Annotated in this window: 18 protein-coding genes; 9 read left to right on the top strand and 9 right to left on the bottom strand. The window is 70.2% G+C overall.

What is annotated here, in order from left to right; all coding sequences use genetic code 11:
- Positions 1 to 367: 367 nt before the first annotated feature.
- Complete coding sequence (locus QE370_RS07235) at positions 368 to 1,111, bottom strand: RHS repeat-associated core domain-containing protein (RefSeq protein ID WP_309633932.1); 744 nt, start codon at positions 1,109 to 1,111, stop codon at positions 368 to 370.
- A gap of 311 nt (positions 1,112 to 1,422) precedes the next feature.
- Positions 1,423 to 6,261, bottom strand: a complete 4,839-nt coding sequence (locus QE370_RS07230; RefSeq protein ID WP_309633931.1) for an RHS repeat-associated core domain-containing protein — start codon at positions 6,259 to 6,261, stop codon at positions 1,423 to 1,425.
- A 365-nt stretch (positions 6,262 to 6,626) separates the two neighbouring features.
- Here QE370_RS07230 and QE370_RS07225 point away from each other — a divergent pair, with 365 nt between their 5' ends.
- Positions 6,627 to 7,514 (top strand): phenylalanine 4-monooxygenase, encoded by an 888-nt coding sequence (locus QE370_RS07225; protein WP_309633930.1) that lies wholly within the window; start codon positions 6,627 to 6,629, stop codon positions 7,512 to 7,514.
- Here QE370_RS07225 and QE370_RS07220 read toward each other — a convergent pair.
- From QE370_RS07220 to QE370_RS07205, 4 genes are all read right to left on the bottom strand, one after another.
- Positions 7,495 to 8,238 carry an aspartate/glutamate racemase family protein gene (locus QE370_RS07220; RefSeq protein ID WP_309633929.1) on the bottom strand — a complete coding sequence of 248 codons (744 nt, stop codon included), beginning with the start codon at positions 8,236 to 8,238 and terminating at the stop codon, positions 7,495 to 7,497. The genes QE370_RS07225 and QE370_RS07220 overlap by 20 nt on opposite strands.
- A 2-nt stretch (positions 8,239 to 8,240) precedes the next feature.
- Positions 8,241 to 9,785 carry an NCS1 family nucleobase:cation symporter-1 gene (locus QE370_RS07215; RefSeq protein ID WP_309633928.1) on the bottom strand — a complete coding sequence of 515 codons (1,545 nt, stop codon included), beginning with the start codon at positions 9,783 to 9,785 and terminating at the stop codon, positions 8,241 to 8,243.
- Between the two features lie 114 nt (positions 9,786 to 9,899).
- Positions 9,900 to 10,625, bottom strand: coding sequence for a GntR family transcriptional regulator (locus QE370_RS07210; RefSeq protein ID WP_253025311.1), 726 nt, complete (start codon positions 10,623 to 10,625; stop codon positions 9,900 to 9,902).
- A gap of 188 nt (positions 10,626 to 10,813) precedes the next feature.
- Complete coding sequence (locus QE370_RS07205; protein WP_253025313.1) at positions 10,814 to 11,560, bottom strand: dienelactone hydrolase family protein; 747 nt, start codon at positions 11,558 to 11,560, stop codon at positions 10,814 to 10,816.
- Between the two features lie 168 nt (positions 11,561 to 11,728).
- On the opposite strand from QE370_RS07205, the gene QE370_RS07200 reads away from it, so the two are divergent.
- The 6 genes from QE370_RS07200 (at position 11,729) to QE370_RS07175 (ending at position 17,988) form a co-directional block, all read left to right on the top strand.
- A complete protein-coding gene (locus QE370_RS07200; RefSeq protein ID WP_083516181.1) occupies positions 11,729 to 12,217 on the top strand; it encodes a flavin reductase family protein in 489 nt (162 codons plus the stop codon).
- 118 nt (positions 12,218 to 12,335) lie between these two features.
- Positions 12,336 to 13,484 carry a dimethylsulfone monooxygenase SfnG gene (gene sfnG, locus QE370_RS07195; RefSeq protein ID WP_253025315.1) on the top strand — a complete coding sequence of 383 codons (1,149 nt, stop codon included), beginning with the start codon at positions 12,336 to 12,338 and terminating at the stop codon, positions 13,482 to 13,484.
- Positions 13,485 to 13,591: 107 nt separating this feature from the next.
- The gene (locus QE370_RS07190; RefSeq protein ID WP_253025317.1) at positions 13,592 to 14,845 is read left to right on the top strand and encodes an acyl-CoA dehydrogenase family protein; all 1,254 of its coding nucleotides are present in this window, start codon (positions 13,592 to 13,594) and stop codon (positions 14,843 to 14,845) included.
- A 206-nt stretch (positions 14,846 to 15,051) separates the two neighbouring features.
- Entirely contained in the window at positions 15,052 to 15,519 is a 468-nt protein-coding gene (locus QE370_RS07185; RefSeq protein WP_253025318.1) for an OsmC family protein, read from the top strand.
- Positions 15,516 to 16,700 carry an acyl-CoA dehydrogenase family protein gene (locus tag QE370_RS07180; RefSeq protein WP_309633927.1) on the top strand — a complete coding sequence of 395 codons (1,185 nt, stop codon included), beginning with the start codon at positions 15,516 to 15,518 and terminating at the stop codon, positions 16,698 to 16,700. Before QE370_RS07185 ends, QE370_RS07180 begins: the two co-directional genes overlap by 4 nt.
- A 160-nt stretch (positions 16,701 to 16,860) precedes the next feature.
- Positions 16,861 to 17,988, top strand: a complete 1,128-nt coding sequence (locus QE370_RS07175; RefSeq protein ID WP_309633926.1) for an LLM class flavin-dependent oxidoreductase — start codon at positions 16,861 to 16,863, stop codon at positions 17,986 to 17,988.
- A 558-nt stretch (positions 17,989 to 18,546) separates the two neighbouring features.
- Here QE370_RS07175 and QE370_RS07170 read toward each other — a convergent pair.
- Positions 18,547 to 19,029, bottom strand: coding sequence for an SRPBCC family protein (locus QE370_RS07170; RefSeq protein WP_309633925.1), 483 nt, complete (start codon positions 19,027 to 19,029; stop codon positions 18,547 to 18,549).
- A gap of 55 nt (positions 19,030 to 19,084) precedes the next feature.
- On the opposite strand from QE370_RS07170, the gene QE370_RS07165 reads away from it, so the two are divergent.
- Complete coding sequence (locus tag QE370_RS07165) at positions 19,085 to 19,753, top strand: YoaK family protein (protein ID WP_253025470.1); 669 nt, start codon at positions 19,085 to 19,087, stop codon at positions 19,751 to 19,753.
- A 9-nt stretch (positions 19,754 to 19,762) separates the two neighbouring features.
- Positions 19,763 to 20,779, top strand: a complete 1,017-nt coding sequence (gene galE, locus QE370_RS07160) for a UDP-glucose 4-epimerase GalE (protein WP_309633924.1) — start codon at positions 19,763 to 19,765, stop codon at positions 20,777 to 20,779.
- Between the two features lie 303 nt (positions 20,780 to 21,082).
- Here the strand turns inward: galE and rlmB are convergent, their stop codons facing one another.
- A complete protein-coding gene (gene rlmB / locus QE370_RS07155; RefSeq protein ID WP_067853883.1) occupies positions 21,083 to 22,030 on the bottom strand; it encodes a 23S rRNA (guanosine(2251)-2'-O)-methyltransferase RlmB in 948 nt (315 codons plus the stop codon).
- 4 nt (positions 22,031 to 22,034) lie between these two features.
- The gene (gene cysS / locus QE370_RS07150) at positions 22,035 to 23,453 is read right to left on the bottom strand and encodes a cysteine--tRNA ligase (protein ID WP_309633923.1); all 1,419 of its coding nucleotides are present in this window, start codon (positions 23,451 to 23,453) and stop codon (positions 22,035 to 22,037) included.
- Positions 23,454 to 23,490: the final 37 nt, after the last annotated feature.

Here is a 23,490-nt window from a genome sequence, read left to right as displayed (position 1 = left end):
ACGTCAGGTCGCCGCCTGCGGCCCACGCTCTCGCAGCAACGCCGCCTGCGCCACCCGCGGCGCCGAGGGTCGCGAACCCGCAGGTGCCACCCGGATGCCCCGAAGAGGCATCTGCTGGGCCCAGCGCGACGTTCAGATGTGCTGCTGCGTCTCGAGCGGTGACAGCTCAACCGGGCAGGAACGCAGCCGGGAGCGACCTAGCGGAGTCGAAAGAACGCGACGGTCACCACAGTCATCGTGATCGCCAGGGCACTGAAGATGCCCGCGTAGCCCATTTCGCGAGCAAGCACGGCGCTGATCACCCCGAACCATCCCATAACAGCACCTGCCGCCAGTAGGAACCCGTAATAGATCGGAGTTCGTTGATTCATGATGTCTGCGACCTCAACTGACCTTCGTGTAGATGCCCGAGGTAGCCCCCGGCTGTGCCACAGCCTGCTGCCACCGCCAAGCCTCCCGCACCTCCGCTGACTGCTCCAGAAGCGGCTATCCCAGCTCCGCAGGCCGTGGTGGCGAGAGAAGTGACAGCGAAGGCTCCGAGCCTGATGCCCCCCTCCTTGAAGTCGCCTTGGATGAACGCTTTCCCGATTGCGAAGACGTCGAACGAGTCCGTCAGTGCACCGAATCCCTTGTAGGCCTGAGTAAGCTCGTCAAAAAAACGTCCGTTGATATCGGCTTGATTAATAGGATCCCCACCAGCGTAGTTGTAGCCGGTCAGGGTCCGCGGGTCGCTCATCCCACCCGAGAGCGGGTCGGGCTGGGTGAAGTGGCCCTGCAGGTCGTAGTACCGGGCGCCGAGCTTGTAGTGCCCGTCCGTCCCGGAGCTGCTGATGTTCTGCTGCGCGCCCAGCCAGCGGAACCGGTTGGTCTGCGCAGCAGACCCGTAGGCGGCGGTCTTGCCGTACGGGGCGTACTTGTAGCCGCCCACCTGCGTCCCGTCCGGAGCCACCAGCCACACCACGTGCCCGGACGCCTCACTCACGTAGTTCACCCGCGTGCTGCCGGTGCGCGAGGACAGGATCGTGCCGTTCGGGTCGCGCAGGAAGAACGTCGTGGCCGACCCCGAGCGCTGCGCGGTCACACCCAGGCTCGACTCAATGTTGCGCACCACGCCCTAATCTCGACGCAGGTCGTTGCCCTGACTCACAGCAGCGTGTTCCATCGTTCCTACCAAGTGTTCGCCACTCGCCACATTTCTACAACGATGCCGATGCTGACGAGGGTCCCCACAACAGCGCCTGCGTCCTCCCGACTCAGGATCGACACCACCGTCATCGTCAAGAACGACACCAGACCGACCCCAAGAATTCCAAGCATCAGAACCCTGATCTGTCCACGCCGACCGGTCCGACCATAGTCCCACGAGACGTATAGGTAGGTGAGGACAAAGATCAGGGCGATAAGTATCCCGACGTTCACGAATCACTCAGCTCCCGCCGCGATCTGAAAGGCACGCGTCCCGTTGTAGCCAAAGGCCGCACCAGCAACGCCCGCGAGCGCACAGATGCTACCACCGACGAGTGCAAGACATCCGGCACCGGCCACGAAAGCCGACCCGATGCCCGAGACGGTCGCGGCGCAGTTACCCAGACTTCGATCGCCACTGAGGCAGTCCGTCCCCACACTCACGGCATCACTGATGCGTCCGCCCCACTTCAGGCCCTTGTCAACCCAGTCATCGAACGAGTAACCGGACTTGTCCGCTTCGTTGATCGGATCCCCGCCCGCATAGTTGTAGCCGGTCAGGGTCCGCGGGTCGCTCATCCCACCCGAGACCGGGTCGGGCTGGGTGAAGTGGCCCTGCAGGTCGTAGTACCGCGCGCCGAGCTTATAGTGCCCGTCCGTCCCGGAGCTGGTGACGTTCTGCTGCGCGCCCAACCAGCGGAACCGGTTGGTCTGCGCAGCAGCCCCGTAGGCAGCGGTCTTGCCGTACGGGGCGTACTTGTAGCCGCCCACCTGCGTCCCGTCCGGAGCCACCAGCCACACCACGTGCCCGGAGGCCTCGCTCACGTAGTTCACCCGCGTGCTGCCGGTGCGCGAGGACAGGATCGTGCCGTTCGGGTCGCGCAGGAAGAACGTCGTGGCCGACCCAGAGCGCTGCGCGGTCACACCCAGGCTCGACTCGACATTGCGCACCGCACCATTGTCACGACGCAGGTCGTTGCCCTGGTCCAGGTACGTCTGGTTCCTGCCATCGACCGTGGCCACCTGGCTGCGCTCGTTCACCACGTAGGGATCACTGGTGCTGCCCTGACTGTTGCCAGCAGCATCGTTCCTGAACTCCGTGTTGCCCGACGGAGTCGGTGAGCACGCCTGGCCAGTCTCGTCCGGAGCAGACGTGACTCCGGTGGCCGAACCCTTCCAGCAGAGCATCCCGGCACGGTTGTACCCGAAGTTCGTCGTCGTGGCCCCCGCGACCTCCTGCCGCAGATTCCCGATCCTGTCGTAGGTGTAGGCGTAGCTGGGCCCGTTGGTGTCGTCAGCGCTCTCCAGCCGCTGGTACTTGTATTTGTACGTGACCGTCCCGCGCTGGTCGGCGAAGGACGACGTCACGACGTCGCGCTCCTGCAGCTGCGACGAGTCGTTGGTCGACCCGTCGATCCGGTAGCTGTAGTTGATACGCCCGGTCTCGTTACCCGCTGCGTAGTTCATCTTCAGCGCCGCTGGCTGCCCGTTCTTGGCGAAGTCGTAGTCGAGCTTCACTCCCACACCGCCCGTGGGGCTGGGGAAGATGACGTTGTCGGTGCGGCCGTTCTTGTCCGTCGTGATGGTGACGGTCTCGTTGTTCTCCGTCACCGTCTTGGGGGCGTTGGCCTTGTCGTAGGTGTAGGTGACCATCTGCGCGCCGCCACCACCGATCTCCTGGTTGTAGGAGGTCATGTTGCCGACTCCGTCGTAGCCCATCGACACCTTGTCCACGACGCCGACCGTGCCGGTGGGCATCCTCTGTTCGACGAGCCGGTTCATCCGGTCGTACGTCATCGTGGTCTGCTCCAGGCCGTTCGACCTGGTCCGCACGTTGCCCGCGGCGTCGTAGGTGTAGCGCAGGCACGTCGCAGAAGAGCCGGTGCACGCGCTCGGCGCCGTGCCGTCATAGAAGACACCGAGCTGGCGGTCGTTCTTGTCGTACTCGTAGCGCGTGACCTTGCCACGACCATCGGTCATGGTCGCGATACGTCCCCAACCGTCGTAGGTGTAGGAGGTGCACCACTTCCGGGGCGAGTCGCAGCTACCGCCGGGCTTCCGGACCTCCTTGAGCAGGTTCGTCGTGCCGGTCACGTAGCCGGTCTGGCCACTCTGCCAGTAGCTGTAGAGCGTCTTGTCAGCATTTGTCGGACTGGCAGGTGCGTTGCCGTCCCAGCTGGCCGTCACGTTCCCGGTCGCATCGTCGTAGTCGCGGTGGAACTCCGCCTGACGGGTCGACTGCCCGTTGCATGCTCCTTGATCGTTGAGGGTGATCCCGTTGTACGAGGCGGTGGTGCGCCCCTTGGCGTCGTAGCTGTAGCGGTTGCAGTCGTTGCTCGACTCCCGCGCCGTCGTCGGGAGGTAGGCGTTCTCCCCGCTGCTCCCCGTGTACCCCAAGCCCGTCGAGAGATCGTTACCGCTGCCGGTGTTCTGCGGCTGCGTGATCTTGGTGAGTCGGTCGCTGAACTGACCGTCGGTCGACGTGTAGGTCGACGTCGTGGTCGCGCCCATCCCGTCGGTGACGGCGGACGGACCGTTGTCGGCGGTGTAGTCCATCGACCGCGTGTTGCCCTCGGCGTCCTTCACCCACACCTTCTTCTTCGCTCCGGAGAGGCCGCGCGGCGCGAAGCAGTACGTGGTCACGTTCTGGTTGGGGTCCGTGACCTTGGTGTAGGTCCTGGACTCTGTCGGGCATCCGTCCGGCCGCGTGTCGGTGTAGTCCCAGCTGAAGGTCGGGCGATCAGCCGCAGCCTCGTTCCCCTGACGGTAGGAGACCGAGGTCGTCTCACCCACGACGGCGCCGCGCTTGGGGTTCGTGCGGTAGGCGATGCTCGTCTCGCTGCGCTCCGAGGCGGTTCCGGGCCCCGTGATGGACGTCAGGTAGCCACCGGAGTACCCGTAGGACGTCTGCGCGCCCGTGGCGTCGGTGAACGAGGTGAGCTGGCCCGAGCTGTCGTAGCCGTAGCTCCACTCCCGCTGGGTCGACCCGTCAGAGGTGTCGTCCTGCGTGATCTTCGTGAGTCGACCGCTGGCATAGGTCACCGTGTAGGTGCGCCCTCGAGTGTCCTTGATCTGCGTCAGCTGCGGTCGCCCGCTGCCTCCGGACGCGTACGTGAACTCGATCCTGTTGCCGGACCGGTCGCGGATCATGGTCAGGTACGCCTTGCCTCCGACCATCTTCGCGAACTCGTACCTCAACGGGGACTTTCGGAACTTCAGCACCAGGCTGCCGTCGCTGTTCTGCTCCAGATCGGCTCCGACGCCGCCGATCGGCGACAGGAACTGCCGGTAGTCCGCGTCGCCCACGCTGGTGCTCTTGCGCAGGAAGGAGCCGAGCACCGTGCCGGAGGGTCCGTGGTAGTCGTACCGCAGCGTGGAGTCGGACTGGGTCCGCTCGATCCAGACGTCCGGGCCGAGACCGAGGTTCCATCCGCGGCCGAGCGCAGTGTCAGTGACACGGGTCATCGAGTTGTAGGTGCGCGAGATGGTCAGGTCCTGACCCACGCCCTTGACCGTCGCGTCCTGCGCGCTGACCACGGCGTTGCCGCTGCGGTTGTTGATCGACAGCGACGAACGGTCGTCGAGCGTGTGGTCGGTCATCGAGTACCACGACTGCGAACCGAGCTCAGGCTCGTAGGTCACCGAGATCCTCGGCATGACGCTCGGGCCGCCGCAGTGGAAGGACGAGGAGTCCCAGTCGATCGAGCAGAACCGCTTCTCCTGGGTCGTGTCCGTCTCGTTCGGCGCCACCAGGACGATCGCCTGCCGGTTCCGGGAGAACGGGTCCACGTCACCCGTCTGCTGTCCGCCGGCCCACGCATTGAATGATGGTGTGACGTCGAGGTTCGCCGTACCAGCACCGCAGTCGCTGCCGAAGTTGAACGTGTGCGACGTGAGGAAACGGCTGTCAGTCGAATAGCTCGGCTGAGTGTCCCAGTTGGGCCCGTACACGTCGCCGCCACTCATCGGCCAGCCGTGGGTCGTCTTGGCCTGACAGTTGGTGGCGCCGTTCTGGTACTGCCGCAGCGCGAGCGTCGCATCGGTCACCGTGAACCCGACGAACTGCTGGTACCGCAGGTACACGATCGACCGGAACTTGCGGTTGCTGCCGGAAGAACCCACGCGGAGGTTGACGTCGGAGCCGCGCTCGTCGCCGCTCGCCTGGTCGCTGAACACGTAGGTGTCGCTCTGCACGTCGTACGTGTCCTGGAGGCCGATGTCCGGATCCACCGTCACCGGGTAGCGGCGCTCCGCGGCGCTGAGCCACTCCATCGACGGTCGGAGCTCCAGGACCTTCATACCGTCCTGGTCGACGAGCGTCGCGGAAACCGGCACCGGGAACTCGGGAGCCCCCGCCGCGTCGACGTCGGCGTCCCACATGTTCAGCGGCTTCGACTGCGCCACGACGTCGTTGCCGGACCTGAAGGTCAGCTGACGCCCGTCGATCGACACGTCCAGACCAGGCGCGTCGACACGGAACCGGTAGACGGGCGTGGTCTCCGGCTTGCTCGCCAGGAGGACGTGGGTCGCGAACCCCGACGCCGTCGTGGAGACGCGCACCGACGCGTCGTCGTTCCCGGTCACCGGATAGGTGGCGACGCCACCGTCCACCTCCGGCGTGCCGAGGTCGGCCAGTGACGTCAGCGAGATCTTCTGGTTGGCCTCGCTCTCCACCTGCGCCGTGACTCCGTCTCCGGTCGCGGAGAACGACGTGTCCTGGCTGACCACCTTCGGCTCGAGCCGCGAGCCCGACGGCTCGAGGTCGGGGTCGATCGGGGTCAACGTCCCGCCCTTGTCCGCGAAGATCGGACCCTGCGCGGTCTCGCGCGTGATCGTCCCGTCCGGGTTGGCGAAGACCTGGCTGTCGACCTCGCGCTGCGAGACGACCTCCGCGGGCTCGTCCGTCTCCTCGGCCTTCGCAAGCGCTGCCGCGACGTCGGACGACGATCCTTTCGAGGTGTTCTTGTTGGGCTCGGACTCCGCTCGCACGTAGTCGTCGCCTGCCGTCTCGGCGTCGGCGACGGTGATCGGGAGCCCGGTGAGCACCCCGGCGATCGTGGCGGCGGCCGAAGCCATGACACCTGCACGGATGGAACGTCGACGCATCCTGGACCCCATGTCGGGTGGCCGTCGCCGACAGCCTGGAGCTGCCGGTCAACGGTGGAGCATCTCCGCGAGGCCGAGTCCTCGGTGAGAACGGGACATATCAGACCACAGCGGAGAGGTCGTGCGCAGGTTTTGTTGAGATTTTCCTGAGTGAACTTCGGGACGACTCTGCGCGAAGCCTCGGCAGCCCCCGTTCACTTCTGCCCGTGAGGGAGACGTGGTTGGATGGATGTGACCGGCGACACACCTCATCCCGGTCGACCTGGCGCCCCACCCCGGCGCGACCCCACCCACGGCGGGCGACCCCACCCGGTCGGCCGCGGACAGGAGGACCCGTGTTCGAGGAAGGCCAGTCTTACGCCCCCGTCACGACGACGGCCGACGGTGCCGTCACCGTCGAGCTGGGCGCCGACCACCCCGGTCTGCACGACCCCGAGTACCGCGCGCGACGCGACCTGCTCGCCACACTGGCGCACCGGTGGGAGCCGGGCGAGCCCGCGCCCGAGGCGCCGTACACCGATGCGGAGCACGAGGTCTGGCGCGTCGTCAGCGAGGACCTGCAGACCAAGCACGAGACCTACGCCTGCCGCGAGTTCCTCGACGGCAAGGCCGCGCTCGACCTCCCCCTCGACCGCGTGCCGCAGCTGGAGGAGCTGTCGGACCGGCTCGAGCCCCTCACCGGGTTCCGCTACCGGCCCGCCGCCGGCCTCGTCCCGCTGCGCGAGTTCTACGGCGCGCTCGCCGACCACGGCTTCTGGGCCACCCAGTACGTGCGCCACCACTCCGTGCCCCTCTACACGCCCGAGCCCGACGTGCTCCACGAGGTCGTCGGCCACGGCAACACGCTCGCCGACCGCCGCTTCACCCGCCTCTACGAGGCCGCCGGCAGGGCCGCGCGCCGGGTCGAGACCACCGAGGCGCTCGAGTTCGTCAGCCGCGTCTTCTGGTTCACGCTCGAGTTCGGTGTCGTGCACGAGCCCGACGGCCTCAAGGCCTACGGCGCGGGAATCCTGTCGAGCCCCGGCGAGATCGAGGAGTTCCGTTCCATGACCATCGAGCCGCTCGACGTCGTCACCATGGGCACCACCGACTACGACATCACCCACTACCAGGACCGGCTCTTCGCCGCCGACTCCTTCGCGCACGTCGAGGACGCCGTCGGTGGGTTCTGGGACACCTGCACCGACGACACCGTCGCCGCGCTCAGGGCGCAGGCAGCCTGAGGTCGACGTCGGCCCACGAGCCGCTCACCCGCTTCGCGCGGGGCGCCGCGAACTCGCCCGCCTTGCTCGTGCCGAGGCCCATCGCCACCAGCCCGACCACGGTGGTCGTGGCGGCGGCGACCCCGTCGACGACCGGGACGCCCAGCTCGTCGCCGAGCCACGCCGCGAAGTCCGTCATCCCGGCACAGCCGAGGACCAACACGTCCGACCCGTCGGCCGTCAGGGCGACCCGGGCGAGCTCGAGCGTCCGCTCGCGGGCGTGCGGGTCGCGCTCGAGGTCGACCACGCCGATCTCGGTGGCGTGCACCCCGCCGCAGTGGTCGGCGAGGCCGTACGCCCTGGTCAGTGCCTCGATGCCCGGCACCGTGCGCTGCAGCGTGGTCACCACGCTGAACCGTCGCCCGAGGTAGGTCGCGGCGCGCATCCCGGCCTCGGCGATCCCGACCACGGGACCACGCGCCAGCTCGCGCGCCGCGTGCACGCCCGGGTCGCCGAAGCAGGCGACGACGTAGCCGTCGACGCCGGCCTCCTCGCCCTCGGCCACCCGCGCCAGCACACCGGGTACCGCCAGCGCCTCGTCCACGTGCGACTCGATCGACTCCGGGCCGAAGACCGGGCTGACGGCCTCCACGACGACGTCGGGGCCTGCGACGGCACTGGCGCAGGCCCCGATCGCCGTGGTCATCGACGCGGTGGTGTTCGGGTTGATGACACGGATGTGCATGCTCAGGCGGCCCCCGCACCGACCGGCGTCGACTCCGCCGCGCTCGTGCTCGACCCGATCCCCTGCCGGCGGGCGAGCACCACGTAGAGCGCCGCGGAGAGGATCGCGCCGACGAAGAACGAGTAGTCGGGCAGCGCGGGCAGCACGCCCGACAGCTTCGGGACCACGACGCTCAGCACGGCGACGACACCGGTCACCACCACCGTCTGCACGGCAGCGGGGTTGTAGCCGCGGACGTAGTGGTACGCGCCGTCCTCCTCCATCGTGAACAGGTCGTCGACCACGATCTTCTGCTGACGCACCACGTAGTAGTCGGCGATGAGGATGCCGTAGAGCGGGCCGATCAGGGCGCCCAGCATGCCCAGCGTCCAGAAGATCGCCTCGGGGTTGTCGTACCAGTTCCAGGGCGTCAGCAGCACCGAGCCGGCCGCGGCGATCATGCCGCCCATGCGCCAGCTGATCCGCTGCGGCGCTACGTTGGAGAAGTCGAACGCCGGGGAGATGAAGTTCGCGACGATGTTGATGCCGACCGTCGCGATCACGAACGTCAGGCCGCCGAGCAGCACCGCCGTCCAGGTGTCGATGCGCTCGACCGTGTGCACCGGGTCGGTGATCAGCTCGCCGAACACGGGCACCGTCGCGGCCGCCGTCAGCACCACCAGCAGCGCGAAGAACGTGAAGTTCACCGGCAGGCCGAGGAAGTTGCCGCGCTTGACGGCCTCGTAGCTGCTGCCGTAGCGCGAGAAGTCGCCGAAGTTCAGCGTCGGTCCGGAGAAGTAGGACACGACGAGCGCGATCGCCGAGCACATCGCCCCGACGGCGGCCCAGCCGGACACGGCGTGGTCGGCGAGGTTGAGGTCGATGTCGAAGCCTGCGCGCCACAGCATGTAGCCGCACAGCACGACCATGACGACGTAGACGGCGGGACCGCAGAAGTCGATGAACTTCCGGATCGACTCCATGCCCCGCCAGAACACGGCGGCCTGCGCGACCCACAGGATCGCGAAGGAGATGTAGCCGAGGTAGCTCAGGCCGAGGAACGACGTGTCGTCGGTCGCGATGTTCGCGAGCCCGGGCCACACCTTCAGCAGCACGATCGACAGCGACCCGGCGGCCAGGAACGTCTGCACGCCGTACCAGGCCACCGCGATGAGTCCGCGGATGATCGCGGGGATGTTCGCGCCCAGCACGCCGAACGACGCGCGGCTGATCACCGGGTACGGCACGCCGGCGATCTGGCTGGGCTTCGCGACCAGGTTCGCGAGCACCTGCACGATGCAGATGCCGACGATGAGCGCCACGAAGACCTGCCACGTCGTCAGGCCGAGCATGAACAGGCTGCCGGCCGTCACGTACCCGCCGACGCTGTGCACGTCGGACATCCAGAAGGCGAAGATGTTGTACGACGTCCAGGTCTGCTTCTCCAGCGGAGCGAGGTCCTCGTTGGTGAGGCGAGGGTCGTACGCGCGGCGCGGTCGACCGGCTCCGGGTGGGTAGCCGGCGGCTTCCACGATGTCGTTCGGCAGGGCGCCGTGGGGCTGTGGCATGGGGGGTGTCTCCTCGTCGGGCTCGGACTGCACCCGACGCTATGAACGCGGTGTTTCGACCCCTCGACTCCGCGGGTGAACCTTGCGTCACGGGAGTCCTATAGGACGCGGCGCTCAGGCCTCGCGGAAGACGTCGTGGTCGTCGCTCAGCACCTCGATGCCGTCGAGGAGGTGGTCGTAGTGCTCCACCGAGAGCGCGACGAGGGCGGTGGCGTCACGGGACTCGAACGCCTCGAGCATCGCGTCGTGGTCGTGCGCGAACGCCGAGCGCTGCGCGGGCCCGACGTGGGTCATGGGTCGCACCGGCTCGGTCAGGTTCCACGCCGACTCGTACATCCGTAGCAGACGCTGCATGCCCGACGGCGCGATCAGGCTGAGGTGGAACCGGCGCGTCGCCTCGTGGTAGCCGCGGTCGTCGCCGGCGTCGAGCGCGGCGCTCGTCTCCAGCAGCGCCGCCCGGGCCGCCTCGACGTCGTCGGGTCCGGCCCGGTCGACGGCAGCGACCAGCGCCGCCTTCTCGAGCGCGAGTCGCACCTCGTACAGCTCGCGGAACTCCCGGTAGCTGAGCTTCGCGACGCTGTAGCCGACGTGCGGCACGTGCTCGACGAGCCCCTCGCCCAGCAGGATCTTGAGCGCCTCGCGCACCGGGATCTGGCTGACGCCGAAGAACGCCGCGACCGCGTCGATGGGGATCAGCGTGCCGGGCGGCTCGACACCGGCCAGGATCGCGGCTCGCATGTCGTCGAGGACGCGCGGCTGCGACCCCTCGACCGACGTGTTCTCGAGCCGTGCCGTGAACGCCGAGCGGCGACGGGGTCCACCGGTGAACGGGCGTGCCACGTCGAACCTCCTCCGTCGGTGCGCCGGCCTCCCCGACGTCGGGGCAGACGCTAGTGCGCGCCGATGTCGCGGACGTTACGTCCGCGACCATCCCTCCCCTCCCCCGCTGAGCGTGACGTTCGCGGGCCGTTCGGGGCCTGGATGGCCCGCAGACGTCACGCTCAGCGGAATGGGTGGGCGGGAGGGGGTCAGCGGAGGGTGGAGTCGAGCAGCTCGCGCAGCTCGGTCGTGTGACGCTCGGCGGCCTGCTCGTCGTACATCGACGTGTCGGCCATCGAGTAGCCGTGCGGTGCGCCCGGGTAGACGCCCTGGTCGAGGGCCACTCCGTGCTCGGCCGCCGTCTCCGCGATCACCCGCTGGTGCTCCCGCGGCATCGACGCGTCGCCGTCGGCGTGGCGCAGCAGCACCCGCGCGGTCGCCGTCGTCAGGCCAAGGTGCGGGCTGTCGGGCTGGTCGGTCACGAGCCCGCCCCCGTGGAAACCGCCCACCGCGACCACGCGCCCCGGGTGGTCGCCCGCCGCGCGCAGCGCGATCCGCACGCCCATGCAGTAGCCGACCACGCCCACAGGCCCGTCGGCCACGTCGTCGCGACCCTGCAGCACGTCGAGGTACAGGGCCGTGTCCTGCCGCGACAGCTCGGGCGTCAGGGCCGCCATCCGTGGGCCGACGGACTCGAAGAACGCCTCCCGCGCGCCGGGCTCGCGCAGGTCGGTGGTCGGCGACGTCTCGGCAGCGGTCCCCGAGCGGTGGAAGACGTTCGGCGCGAGCACCACGTAGCCCCACGACGCGAACCGGTCGGCCATCGCGCGGATCTGTGGGCGCAGCCCGATCGCGTCCATGACGAGGAGGACGCCCGGGGCGGGTCCCCCGTCCGGGGGCGTCGCCACCCACGCCTCGATGGGGCCGTCGGGACCGTCGATCGTCAGCTCAGCCATGCCGTCACGCTAGCCCGACCCCGCAGGCGGCGCCGGTCGTCGAGCGGTGGTCCGTGGTACCACCGCGCGACCTCCGCGCGCTGGTCGTCCCACCTGGTGAGCAGGCCCCGCAAACGGCCTCGCGGGGTCCACCGTGGACTCATCACCACCACCGATCGGGAGGACCAGATGGCCGTGTCCGTCGACGACACCACCCTCGAGGCCGCACTGCGCGGCGCCATGGCGAACTTCGCCACCGGACTGACGGTGGTGACCACGTCCGACGGCGGCCGACCGCACGGCACGACCCTGAGCGGTGTCATGTCGCTCTCGATGGACCCGCCGATGGTCGCCATCTCGCTGGCCCGCACGTCGAGCCTGCTCGCCCGGCTGCAGCGCGGCGGACGGTTCGGCATCAACGTGCTTGCCGCCCACCAGGACCAGGTGGCGCTACGATTCTCGACCAAGCTTCACGACCGCTTCGCCGACCTCGGCTGGAGCGACGACGGCGCACCTCGCCTCGACGACGTGCACGCGTGGGTCCTCGCCGACGTCACCAGCACCGTGCCGGCCGGCGACCACGTCCTCGTGCTGGGCACGGTCGTGCGCGCCGAGACGGGCACCCAGCGCCCGCTCGTCTACTGGCAGCGCAGCTTCGGCACCCACCAGGCGTTCTGATGACCACGTCACGCGTCGCCCGCCGATGTCGCGCCTGACGACCACCTGACACCTCCACGCACACCGTCCACCACCTCCTGACTCCGTCACTCACACACCAGGAAGGGGCTGCATCGTCATGCCCATCAGCACCGATCCCCTCAAGTTCGCCTACTGGGTCCCCAACGTCTCCGGCGGACTCGTCACCAGCACCATCGAGCAGCGCACCGACTGGAGCTACGACTTCAACGTGAAGGTCGCGCAGCTCGCCGAGCAGGTCGGCTTCGAGTACGCGCTCAGCCAGGTCCGCTACACCGCCTCCTACGGCGCCGACCAGCAGCACGAGTCGACGAGCTTCAGCCTCGGCCTGCTCACCCAGACCGAGAAGCTCAAGGTCATCGCCGCCGTCCACCCCGGACTCTGGCACCCGGCCGTGCTCGCGAAGTGGATCATCACCGCCGACCACATCTCGGGCGGACGCGCCGCCGTCAACGTCGTGTCGGGCTGGTTCAAGGACGAGTTCACGGGCCTCGGCGAGCCGTGGCTCGAGCACGACGAGCGCTACCGCCGCAGCGAGGAGTTCATCCGCGTGCTCCGCGGCCTCTGGACCGCGCAGGAGAAGGGGGTCGGGTTCGAGCACCGCGGCGACTTCTACCGCATCCACGACTTCACGCTGAAGCCCGGACCGGTCGACGTGCCCGGCCGCCCGCACCCCGAGATCTTCCAGGGCGGCAACTCCACCGCGGCCCGCCGCAACGGCGGCACCGTCGCCGACTGGTACTTCTCCAACGGCAAGGACCTCGACGGCTTCACCGAGCAGTACCTCGAGGTCAACCAGAACGCCGCGCTCGTCAACCGCGAGGGCCAGGTCAAGTTCGGCCTGAACGGCTTCGTCGTCGCCCGCGACACCGAGTCCGAGGCGCGCGACGTGCTCGAGGAGATCATCGCCAAGGCGAACCCCGAGGCCGTCGAAGGCTTCCGCCAGGCCGTCCAGCAGGCCGGCAGCAGCACGGGCGACGGCAAGGGCATGTGGGCGGACTCGACCTTCCGCGACCTCGTCCAGTACAACGACGGATTCCGCACGGGCCTCATCGGCACGCCCGAGCAGGTGGCCACGCGCATCGTCGAGTTCAAGAAGCGCGGCGTCGACCTGTTCCTGCTCGGCTTCCTGCACTACCTCGAGGACATCGCGTACTTCGGCGAGAAGGTGCTGCCGATCGTCCGCGAGCTCGAGACGCAGGCGGTCGAGGCCGGCGAGCTGGGCGAGGACGCCCTGACGACCGCCTGACACCAGACCCCCGACCGCGCCCGCTCGGGCGTCGGTCGGGTGCCCGCCGGGGTGGCGAGACCCCGGCGGGCGGCATTCCCCACTAGCGCAAGGAACGGAGCAACCCTATGTCCATCACCGACCACCTGACCGTCCGGGACGCCGTGCAGTCGTCCCCGTGGGCCGACGAGCCCCGACCGTCCACCCCCGCCGGCTGGCTCGAGCGTGCCTCCGACGTCGCCGGCATCCTGGCCGCCGACGCCGTCGAGCGCGACCGCGCCCAGGCCGTGCCCACCGCCGAGGTGCAGCTCCTGAAGGACGCCGGCCTCGTCACCCTGCTCGGTCCCGTCGAGCACGGCGGCGCCGGCCAGACGTGGGACCTGGCCTACCAGGTCGTGCGCGAGGTCGCGTCCGGCGACGGCTCGATCGGCCAGCTCCTGGCCTACCACTACCTGTGGGCCTGGGCCGTGCGCCTGGTCGGCACGCCCGAGCAGATCGCCGCCGTGGAGGAGCTCTACACGACCGGCAACCTGTTCTTCGGCGGCGCGGTCAACCCCCGCGACAACGACCTCACCATCCGCGACGAGGGCGACGAGATCGTCTTCACCGGTCGCAAGTCGTTCTCCACCGGCTCGAAGGTCAGCGACCTCACCGTCCTCGAGGGCGTGCTGGAGGGCAGCGACAAGCACATCTTCGCGATCGTCCCGAGCCAGCAGCCCGGCATCGTCTTCCACGACGACTGGGACAACCTCGGCCAGCGGCTCACCGAGTCCGGCGGCGTCACCATCACCGACGTGCGCGTGCCGTGGTCGGCCGCGGCCGGCTACGTCGACAAGGAGCAGGTCGAGCTCGTCTACGGCACCCTCAACCTGCCCACGATTCAGCTCGTCTTCAGCAACTTCTACCTCGGCATCGCCCGCGGGGGCCTCAAGGCCGGCACCGCCTACACCCGCTCCACCACGCGACCCTGGCCCTACGGCGGCGACGACAAGGCCAGCGCGTCCGAGGAGTGGTACATCCTCGAGGGGTACGGACGGCTGCAGTCGCAGCTGTGGGCGGCCGAGGCGCTCGCCGACGACGTCGGCCGCGAGATCTCGGCCCTGCTCCACGCCCCCCGCGAGGACCTGACGCCCGAGGCTCGCGGCACGGTCGCCGTGCGGGTGGCGGCCGTCAAGCAGCTCGCCACCGACATCGCGCTCGAGGTCGGCACGAAGATCTACGAGCTGACGGGCGCGCGGGCGTCGAGCAACAAGGTCGGGCTCGACCTGTACTGGCGCAACGCCCGCACCCACACCCTCCACGACCCCGTCGCCTACAAGCGTCGCGAGGTCGGCGAGTACGCGCTGCTCGGCAAGATCCCCGAGCCCAGCTGGTACACGTGACCCGCACGACGCAGCGCGTCGGCGGTCGATGAGCCGAGGGCGGGTGGCCGGTCACGCACCGGCTGCCCGCCCTCCTCGTGCTTCCGGCGCCCGCGCGGAGTACCACGACCGACCGCACCCTGCAGACCTGCCCGACCATCGACACACCACCCGCGACCGGCTCCGCACGGCGCATCGTGGAGACCCACACACCGAGAGGACCCCACATGAGCACCACCACCCTCGTCCCGTTCGTCGTCGACAGCACCGGCACCGGCGTGGCGCAGAAGGTGACCGTCGGCGGTGAGGACGGCCACGTCTTCCATGCCGACACCTACCCGGCGTTCGGCGGCGCCGACGCCGCCCCGAGCCCGCTCGCGTACACGCTCGGCGCCCTGACGTCGTGCAACCAGATCACCGCCACCCTGGTCGCGAAGGACCTCGACATCGCGCTCGGCGCGTTCACCTTCCACGCCCAGGGCGACCTCGACCCGTCGGTGTTCGTCGGCGGCGCCGAGGGCAACGCGAACTTCAGCGCGGTCAGCGTCGTCGCGACGGTCGAGACCGACGCCGACGAGGCCACGTTCGACCGGTTCGTGAGCGAGCTGGAGCGTCGCTGCCCCGTCACGCAGCTGTTCCAGCGCAGCGGCCTGGACTTCCGCTCCAGCTGGACCCGGAAGCCGCTCGCCGCGTGAGCGCCACCCTGCCGTCCGACCTCGTCGCGTCGGTCGTCGAGCACCTGCCCACGATCGCCGCGGGCGCGGCCGAGCGCGACCGCGACCGCACCCTGCCGCATGCCGAGGTCGACCTGCTGTCGTCGCTCGGCGTCCTCGCGGTCACGGTGCCGACGTCGCACAGCGGGCCGGGCGGCGGGGCGGCCGAGGCCGTCGAGCTGGTGCGTCTGCTGGCCACGGTCGACCCCAACGTCGCGCAGGTGCCGCAGAGCCACTTCGTGTACCTGCGGCTGGCCGAGCTGGCGGGGTCGACCGGTCTGCGCGACAGGCTGTTCGCCGACGTCCTCCAGGGCGCCCGCGTGGCCAACGCGCAGTCGGAGCGGGGCGGCGCGACCGTCACCGACATCAGCACGCGGGTCCGCTTCGACGACCACGGCTGGGCGGTGGTCGACGGTGAGAAGTTCTACGCCACGGGCAGTGTGCTGGCCGACTGGCTCGCCGTCCTCGCGCGCGACCGCGACGGCGAGGACCGGATCGCGTTCCTGCCCGCCGACACCCCAGGCGTCGGCGTGATCGACGACTGGGACGCGCTCGGCCAACGCACGACCGCGAGCGGCACGGTCCGGCTCGACGCGGTCCGCGTGCCGCTGGACCACGTCGCACCGCGGGCGACCGCGATCAGCGGGCCGTACGGCTACGGCGCGTTCGCGCAGCTGCTGCACGCCGCGATCGACGTCGGCATCGCACGCGGTGCGCTTACCGACGCCGCCGCCTTCACACGCACGTCGTCGCGACCGTGGTTCGAGGCCGGCGTGGACAGGCCGGAGGACGACCCGCTGCTGGTGCAGCGCTACGGCGAGCTCGAGGTGGCGGTGCGCGCCGCCGAGGCCGCGCTCGAGGTCGCAGCCCGCGCCGTCGACGCCACCTGGCGCGAGCCGTCGGACGACGCCGCCACCGAGGCGTCGCTGGCCACCGCAGCGGCGAAGGTCCTGGCCGACCGAGCCGCGCTCGACGTCACCTCGGCGGCGTTCGAGCTGGGCGGCACCCGCTCCGCCGCGCGCGGGACGTCGACGGGCGCCCACGACCGGCACTGGCGCAACGCGCGCACCCACACGCTGCACGACCCCGTGCGCTGGAAGCTGCAGCACCTCGGCCGCTGGGCGGTCGCGGGCACCCCACCGCCCCGCAGCGCGCAGGTCTGACCCACTCCCTCCCTCCCCCACCCCCGCTGAGTGTGACGTTTGCGGGGCGGATCCCGACGATTTGCCCCGCAAACGTCACACTCAGCGGGGAGGGAGGGCCGGTCGTGTCCGACATGTGGGACCGCCTGCCGGGCGGAGGGGGCCGGGTCATTCTCGAGGCATGAGCCTGACCTTCCACTGGTTCCTGCCCACCACCGGCGACAGCCGCTCCCTGGTCGGCGGCGGCCACTCCCTTCCCGCCGACGTCGCCCGCGGCGGAGGACCGGAGAACACTGCCGGCCGCTACCGCGAGCCCGACCTCGACTACCTCGTCGACGTCGCGCGCACGGCGGAGCGGCTCGGCTTCGAGGGCGTGCTGACGCCCACGGGCACGCCCTGCGAGGACGCGTGGGTGGTGACGTCGGCGCTCCTCGCGCACACCCAGCGGCTGAAGTTCATGGTCGCGCTGCGGCCGGGGCTCATCAGCCCGACGCTGCTGGCCCAGATGTCGTCGACGTTCCAGCGCATCTCCGGCGACCGGCTGCTGCTGAACGTCGTCGTCGGCGGCGACCCGTCGGAGCAGCTGCGCTTCGGCGACCAGGTGACGAAGGACGACCGCTACCACCGCGCCGAGGAGTTCCTCGAGGTCTTCCGCGCCGCCTTCACCGAGACGGGGTCGACCTTCACGGGCGACTACTACGACGTCCAGGACGCGCGCACCCGCAAGCCTGGCACGGTCCCGCCCATCTACCTCGGCGGCTCGTCGGCGGCGGCCGGGCCGGTGACCGCCCGCCAGGTCGACACCTACCTGACGTGGGGCGAGGCGCCGGAGGCCGTGGCGGAGAAGATCGCCTGGATCCGCAAGCTCGCCGACGACGAGGGTCGACAGGTGAAGTTCGGCATCCGCCTGCACACGATCAGCCGCGACACGAGCGAGGAGGCGTGGGCGGTCGCCGACCGGATGCTGGCCGAGCTCGACCCGGCCGACGTCGCGAAGGCGCAGCAGGCGCTGGCCGGCAGCGAGTCGGAGGGCCAGCGTCGGATGCGCGAGCTGCACGGCGGCGTCGCCCCGACCGACGCCCGCAGCCTCGAGGTGCACCCCGGTCTCTGGGCCGGCGTCGGTCTGGTGCGCAGCGGCGCGGGCACCGCGCTCGTGGGCAGCCACGGCGAGGTCGCCGACCTGATCGGCGAGTACGCCGACCTCGGCATCGAGGAGTTCGTCCTGTCGGGCTACCCCCACGTCGAGGAGGCCTACTGGTTCGCCGAGGGCGTCCGCCCCATCCTCGCCGCCCGCGGCCTCGTCGACTGACAACACACCGCTGGTCGAGTAGCAGCGACGGCGAGCGCCAGCGAGCTCGTCGGCGCGTATCGAGACCACCCGGCAACAGCCCAGCGCGGGCCAACCCCCAGCGACCGCCCAGAGTGGTCTCGATACGCCCGGAGCACGCTCCTTCGTCGCGGCTCCGCGCTACTCGACCAGCGGAACGCTTCGCTGGTCGAGTAGCAGGGACGAGCTTGCGAGGTCCTGCGTATCGAGACCACCCGGCAACAGCCCAGCGCGGGCCAACCCCCAGCGACCGCCCAGAGTGGTCTCGATACGCCCGGAGCACGCTCCTTCGTCGCGGCTCCGCGCTACTCGACCAGCGGAACGCTTCGCTGGTCGAGTAGCAGGGACGAGCTTGCGAGGTCCTGCGTATCGAGACCACCCGGCAACGGCCCAGCGCGGGCCAACCCCCAGCGACCGCCCAGAGTGGTCTCGATACGCCCGGAGCACGCTCCTTCGTCGCGGCTCCGCGCTACTCGACCAGCGGAAGCCACCGCGGGTGGTCGCGAGACCACCTGGCAACGGCCCAGCGCGGGCCGGGCGTCAGCCGACGTCGACCTGGTCGGCGTCGAGGCGGTCGAGGAGGTTGCGACCGAAGCCGCGGCCGATGCTGGCGAGCACGCCGTCCATGGCGGCCTTCACGGCGGGCTTCGCGAGCCTGCTGAGGGGGAGGTCGACGCGGACGGTGATCTCGATGTCGAGGCGGGTGCCCTGCTCGTGCGGGCTGAGGCCGTAGGAGCCCTCGACGGCGGCTCGCTCCTTCGCGCCCTCGGGCGGGTCGTGCGTGAACGTGATGCACCGCGGCTCGTCGGTCTCGATCAGCACGGTGAACGCCGGCGCGAGGCTGATGCCAAGACCGGGGATCTCCTCCATGACCCAGCGCCAGTGGTCGCCGTCGACCTCGATGCGTCGGACGAGCGGGGTGAGTCGGGCGACCTCGGCAGGGTCGTTGAGGACGTCCCACACCTGCTGCTGCTGGGCCGTCACCACTGCCTCGGACGTGCGGGTCGCGGTGAACCAGGTCATGCCCCGATCCTGCCCGCACATCGGTCGTGGCGCGCGTCGGTGGGAGGATGCCGCCGTGGACCGTGTGCCCGTCGACCGTCGCCAGATCGCCGCCCTCATGGCTCTGACGTTCTCGACGGGCGTGGTCGACGCGGTCTCCTACCTCGGGCTCGACCGCGTGTTCACGGGCAACATGACGGGCAACGTCGTCCTGCTGGGCCTGGCGCTCACCGGCGCTGCCGGCCTGTCGGTGGTGGGGGCGTCGGCGGCACTGGCCGGGTTCCTCGCCGGGACGACGCTCGGGGGCCGGGTCGTGCGGGGGTCGACGCCCGGGTGGAACGGTCGCGTCACCAGTCTGCTCGCGGTGGTCGCGTTCGTCCTCGGCGTGCTCGGCGTGCTGCTGCTCGTCGTCGAGCCGGTCGGCCGGGCGGCGCTGACGACGACCACGACGACGCTCGGCGTCGCGATGGGGCTGCAGGCGGCCGCGGCCCGGCACGTGGCGGTGCCGGACGTGTCGACCGTCGCGGTCACCAACACGCTGATCGGCCTGGGCTCGGACCTCTCCCTCGGCACGGGACGGTCGCAGCGGCGGGCACTGCAGGCGACGGTGGTCACGCTGATCGTCCTCGGCGCCGTCGTCGGAGCCCTGCTGCTGCGCTGGCACCTGGCGGCGGGGCTGGGTCTCGCGACGCTCCTGGTGGCGTCGGCGGCCGTGCTGGGTCGGCCCGAACGACCCGCTCGGTAGCGTGGGCCCATGCGTGTCCTCGTCACCGGCGGCGCCGGCTACATCGGCTCCCACACCGTCCTCACCCTCCTCGAGCAGGGCCACGACGTCGAGGTGGTCGACAACCTCGTCAACGGCAAGGCCGAGGCGGTGCGCCGGGTGGGCGAGCTGGCCGGCCGTGACGTGCCGCTGCACGAGGTCGATCTCACCGACGCCGACGCGACCGACGCGGTCCTGGCGCGCGGGTTCGACGCGGTCATCCACTTCGCGGCGCTGAAGGCGGTCGGCGAGAGCACGCAGAAGCCGCTCGAGTACTACGCGAACAACATGGGCTCGACGTTCACGCTCATGGACGCGATGCGTCGCCACGACTGCCGCACGATCGTCTTCTCCTCCTCCGCCACGGTGTACGGCGCGAAGGCGCCCGTGCCGTACGTCGAGGACTACGAGCCGCTCGACTCCTCCAGCACCTACGGTCAGACGAAGGTCATGACGGAGCGCATCCTCACCGACGTCGCCGCAGCGGACCCGGCCTGGCGGGTGGCGCTGCTGCGATACTTCAACCCGGTCGGCGCGCACCCGTCGGGGCGGATCGGCGAGGACCCCCAGGGCATCCCGAACAACCTCGTGCCGTTCATCGCGCAGGTCGCGGTGGGCCGCCGCGAGCGGCTGTCGGTCTTCGGCGGCGACTACCCGACGGCCGACGGCACCGCGGAGCGTGACTACATCCACGTGCAGGACGTCGCGGAGGGTCACGTGGTCGCGCTCGACGCGATCGTCGACGGCGACGCCGGCGTGCACGTGTGGAACCTCGGCAGCGGTCAGGGCACGTCGGTGCTGGAGATGATCCAGGCGTTCGAGCGTGCCAGCGGTCGGGAGATCCCGTACGAGGTCGTCGACCGTCGCCCCGGCGACCTCCCGGCGTTCTGGGCCGACCCGACGAAGGCCGAGCAGGAGCTCGGGTGGCGCACCTCGCGCACCGTCGACGACATGTGCCGCGACACCTGGACCTGGCAGTCGCAGAACCCGCAGGGGTACGACGCCTGAACCTGACCGAGCGCAGCGAGGGAACGGTTCAGGCGGGTCGAGTGGTGCACGCCGCAGGCGTCCCGCTGTATCGAGACCCAGCAAGCGTCCAGGCCCAGCCGCAACAGCACCAGCGCCCCACCCGAGCCCCCGGCCCGCACCGCCCGATGTGGACAGTTCCGGGTGACTCGGCCGCACAAATCGCCCCGCAACTGTCCAACACGCGCGTTCTGACGACTTCTCGTCGGTTCTCTGCGGAAAAACCGCTCGGAAGTCGTCAGATCGGCCTTCGGGAGCCAGCGGGCTCGGGCGAGCCCGCGACTCTCAGACCCGACGCTGCGCGATCTGGTACAGCGCGATGCCCGCCGCGACGCCGGCGTTGAGCGACTCCAGGCTGGAGGCCATGGGGATGGAGACGATCTGGTCGCAGGTCTCGCCGACGAGGCGGGAGATGCCCTTGCCCTCGCTGCCGATGACGACGACGAGCGGTCCGTCGGCGAGGTCGAGGTCGGGCAGGGCGACGTCGCCGTCGGCGGCCAGGCCGACGACCATGAGGCCCGCCTCCTGGTAGGCCTTCAGCTGACGGGTCAGGTTGGTGGTCCGTGCGACCGGCACGCGCGCGGCGGCGCCGGCCGACGTCTTCCACGCCGACGCGGTCATCTGCGCCGACCGACGCTCGGGGATCACCACGCCGTGCGCGCCGAAGCCCGACGCCGAGCGCACGACCGCGCCGAGGTTCCGCGGGTCGGTCACGCCGTCGAGCATGACGACGAGCGGCGGCACGCCCTCCTCCTCGGCCCGCGCGAGCAGGTCGTCGGGGTGGGCGTAGTCGTAGGCGTCGAGCTTGGCCGCGACGCCCTGGTGCACGGCGCCACCGGTGAGCTTGTCCATCTCGACCCGCCCGATCTCCAGCAGCGACACGTGCTGCTCGGCGGAGAGCCGGAAGATCTCACGGATGCGCTCGTCGCGCTCCGCACCCTCGGCGATGTACAGCCCGGCGACGGGCACGTTGGCGCGCAGCAGCTCGACGACGCTGTTGCGTCCGGCCACCCACTCGGGTCCGCCGTCGCCGCCCTTGCGCTTGGGCCGTGCGGCCTCGCGCTTGTCGGCGGCGCGCGCCATCTTGTACGCCTTGTGGTTGGGGCGCTCCTCCGCGCGGGGCGTCGGGCCCTTGCCCTCGAGACCCTTGCGGCGACGTCCGCCGGACCCGGCCGTGGGGTTGCCCTTGCCGGTCTTCTTGATCGCGCCGCGGCGCTGGCTGTTGCCCGCCATGCTTCTAGTGTCCCTTCACGGACCAGCGCGGACCTTGCGCCGTGTCCTCGATGTCGATGCCGGCGGCGGCCAGCTGGTCACGGACGCGGTCCGCGGTGGTGAAGTCCTTCGCGGCGCGCGCCTCCTGGCGCTGCGCGAGCAGCGCCTCCACGAGCGGCGCGAGCGCCTCGTCGGCGGCCGACGTCGACGTCGCCGCCCAGTGCTCGGAGAGCGGGTCGAGCCCGAGCACGTCGAGCTGCGCACGCACGGTGGCGAGCACCTCGCGCAGCTCCGGTGAGTCACCCGAGGCCAGCAGCGTGTTGCCGCGCGTCACCTCGCCCTGCAGCACGGCGACCGCCGCCGGCACGCCGAGGTCGTCGTCCATGGCGGCCGCGAAGGCTGCGCCGACGTCTCCCGGCGCGACGTCGCCGCCCGCCGCGCGCACGGTCTCGTCGGCGCGTCGCACGAAGCCCTCGACGCGCTCGAACGCGACCGCGGCCTCCTGCAGCGACTCCTCGGTGAACTCGATGATCGAGCGGTAGTGCGCGGCCACGAGGTAGTAGCGCAGCGCGATGGCCGGCACCCGCTTGACCACCTCGCTGACCATCAGCGTGTTGCCGACGCTCTTCGACATCTTCGCGCCGCTCAGGTTGAGCATCGCGTTGTGCATCCAGAGCCGCGCGAACGGCTGACCTGCCGCGCGCGACTGGGCGATCTCGTTCTCGTGGTGCGGGAAGCGCAGGTCGAGCCCGCCGCCGTGGATGTCGAACTCGGTGCCGAGGTACTTCGCGGCCATCGCCGAGCACTCCAGGTGCCAGCCGGGACGGCCCCGACCCCACGGCGTCGGCCACGACGCCGACTCCGGGTCGCCCTCCTTGTGGCCCTTCCACAGGGCGAAGTCGCGCGGGTCGCGCTTGCCGTCGGCTGGCGCGTCGGGCGCGGCCTGCATGTCGTCGACCTGCTGGTTGCTGAGCTCGCCGTACGCGGGCCACGACCGGACGTCGAAGTAGACGTCGCCCGAGCCGTTCTCCGCCGGGTAGGCGTGACCGCGCTCGATCAGCGTCTCCATGAGCTCGATCATCTCGGGCACGACGCCCGTCGCACGCGGCTCGTACGTGGGCGGCCGGCAGCCGAGCACCTCGTACGCGGCGTGCAGGGCGCGCTCGTTCTCGTAGGCCACCGCGAACCACGGCCGGCCCTGCTCGCGACCCTTGGCGAGGATCTTGTCGTCGATGTCGGTGACGTTCGCGACGATGGTGACCTCGTAGCCGGCGCGCTCGAGCCAGCGTCGCAGGACGTCGAAGACGACCTCCTTGCGGATGTGCCCGACGTGCGGCGGTCCCTGGACGGTGAGCCCGCAGTGGTAGATGCCGACCTTGCCGGGCACGACCGGGTCGAGGTCGCGCTGCTGCCGGGTGGCGGTGTCGTACAGGCGCAGGCTCACCCCGGAATCCTAACGGTCCGCGACCCCGGTCCCGACC

Source organism: Aeromicrobium sp. SORGH_AS_0981, assembly GCF_031453195.1.
Classification (GTDB): Bacteria; Actinomycetota; Actinomycetes; order Propionibacteriales; family Nocardioidaceae; genus Aeromicrobium.
This window is presented reverse-complemented; position numbering and strand designations above follow the sequence as displayed.

Excerpts from the sequence above, each read along its gene's own strand:
- QE370_RS07230 (WP_309633931.1), bottom strand. The coding sequence starts at position 6,261 with ATGGCTTCGGCCGCCGCCACGATCGCCGGGGTGCTCACCGGGCTCCCG.
- QE370_RS07220 (WP_309633929.1), bottom strand. The coding sequence starts at position 8,238 with ATGCACATCCGTGTCATCAACCCGAACACCACCGCGTCGATGACCACG.
- QE370_RS07215 (WP_309633928.1), bottom strand. The coding sequence starts at position 9,785 with ATGCCACAGCCCCACGGCGCCCTGCCGAACGACATCGTGGAAGCCGCC.
- QE370_RS07205 (WP_253025313.1), bottom strand. The coding sequence starts at position 11,560 with ATGGCTGAGCTGACGATCGACGGTCCCGACGGCCCCATCGAGGCGTGG.
- QE370_RS07200 (WP_083516181.1), top strand. The coding sequence starts at position 11,729 with ATGGCCGTGTCCGTCGACGACACCACCCTCGAGGCCGCACTGCGCGGC.
- sfnG (WP_253025315.1), top strand. The coding sequence starts at position 12,336 with ATGCCCATCAGCACCGATCCCCTCAAGTTCGCCTACTGGGTCCCCAAC.
- QE370_RS07190 (WP_253025317.1), top strand. The coding sequence starts at position 13,592 with ATGTCCATCACCGACCACCTGACCGTCCGGGACGCCGTGCAGTCGTCC.
- QE370_RS07185 (WP_253025318.1), top strand. The coding sequence starts at position 15,052 with ATGAGCACCACCACCCTCGTCCCGTTCGTCGTCGACAGCACCGGCACC.
- QE370_RS07175 (WP_309633926.1), top strand. The coding sequence starts at position 16,861 with ATGAGCCTGACCTTCCACTGGTTCCTGCCCACCACCGGCGACAGCCGC.
- QE370_RS07170 (WP_309633925.1), bottom strand. The coding sequence starts at position 19,029 with ATGACCTGGTTCACCGCGACCCGCACGTCCGAGGCAGTGGTGACGGCC.
- galE (WP_309633924.1), top strand. The coding sequence starts at position 19,763 with ATGCGTGTCCTCGTCACCGGCGGCGCCGGCTACATCGGCTCCCACACC.
- rlmB (WP_067853883.1), bottom strand. The coding sequence starts at position 22,030 with ATGGCGGGCAACAGCCAGCGCCGCGGCGCGATCAAGAAGACCGGCAAG.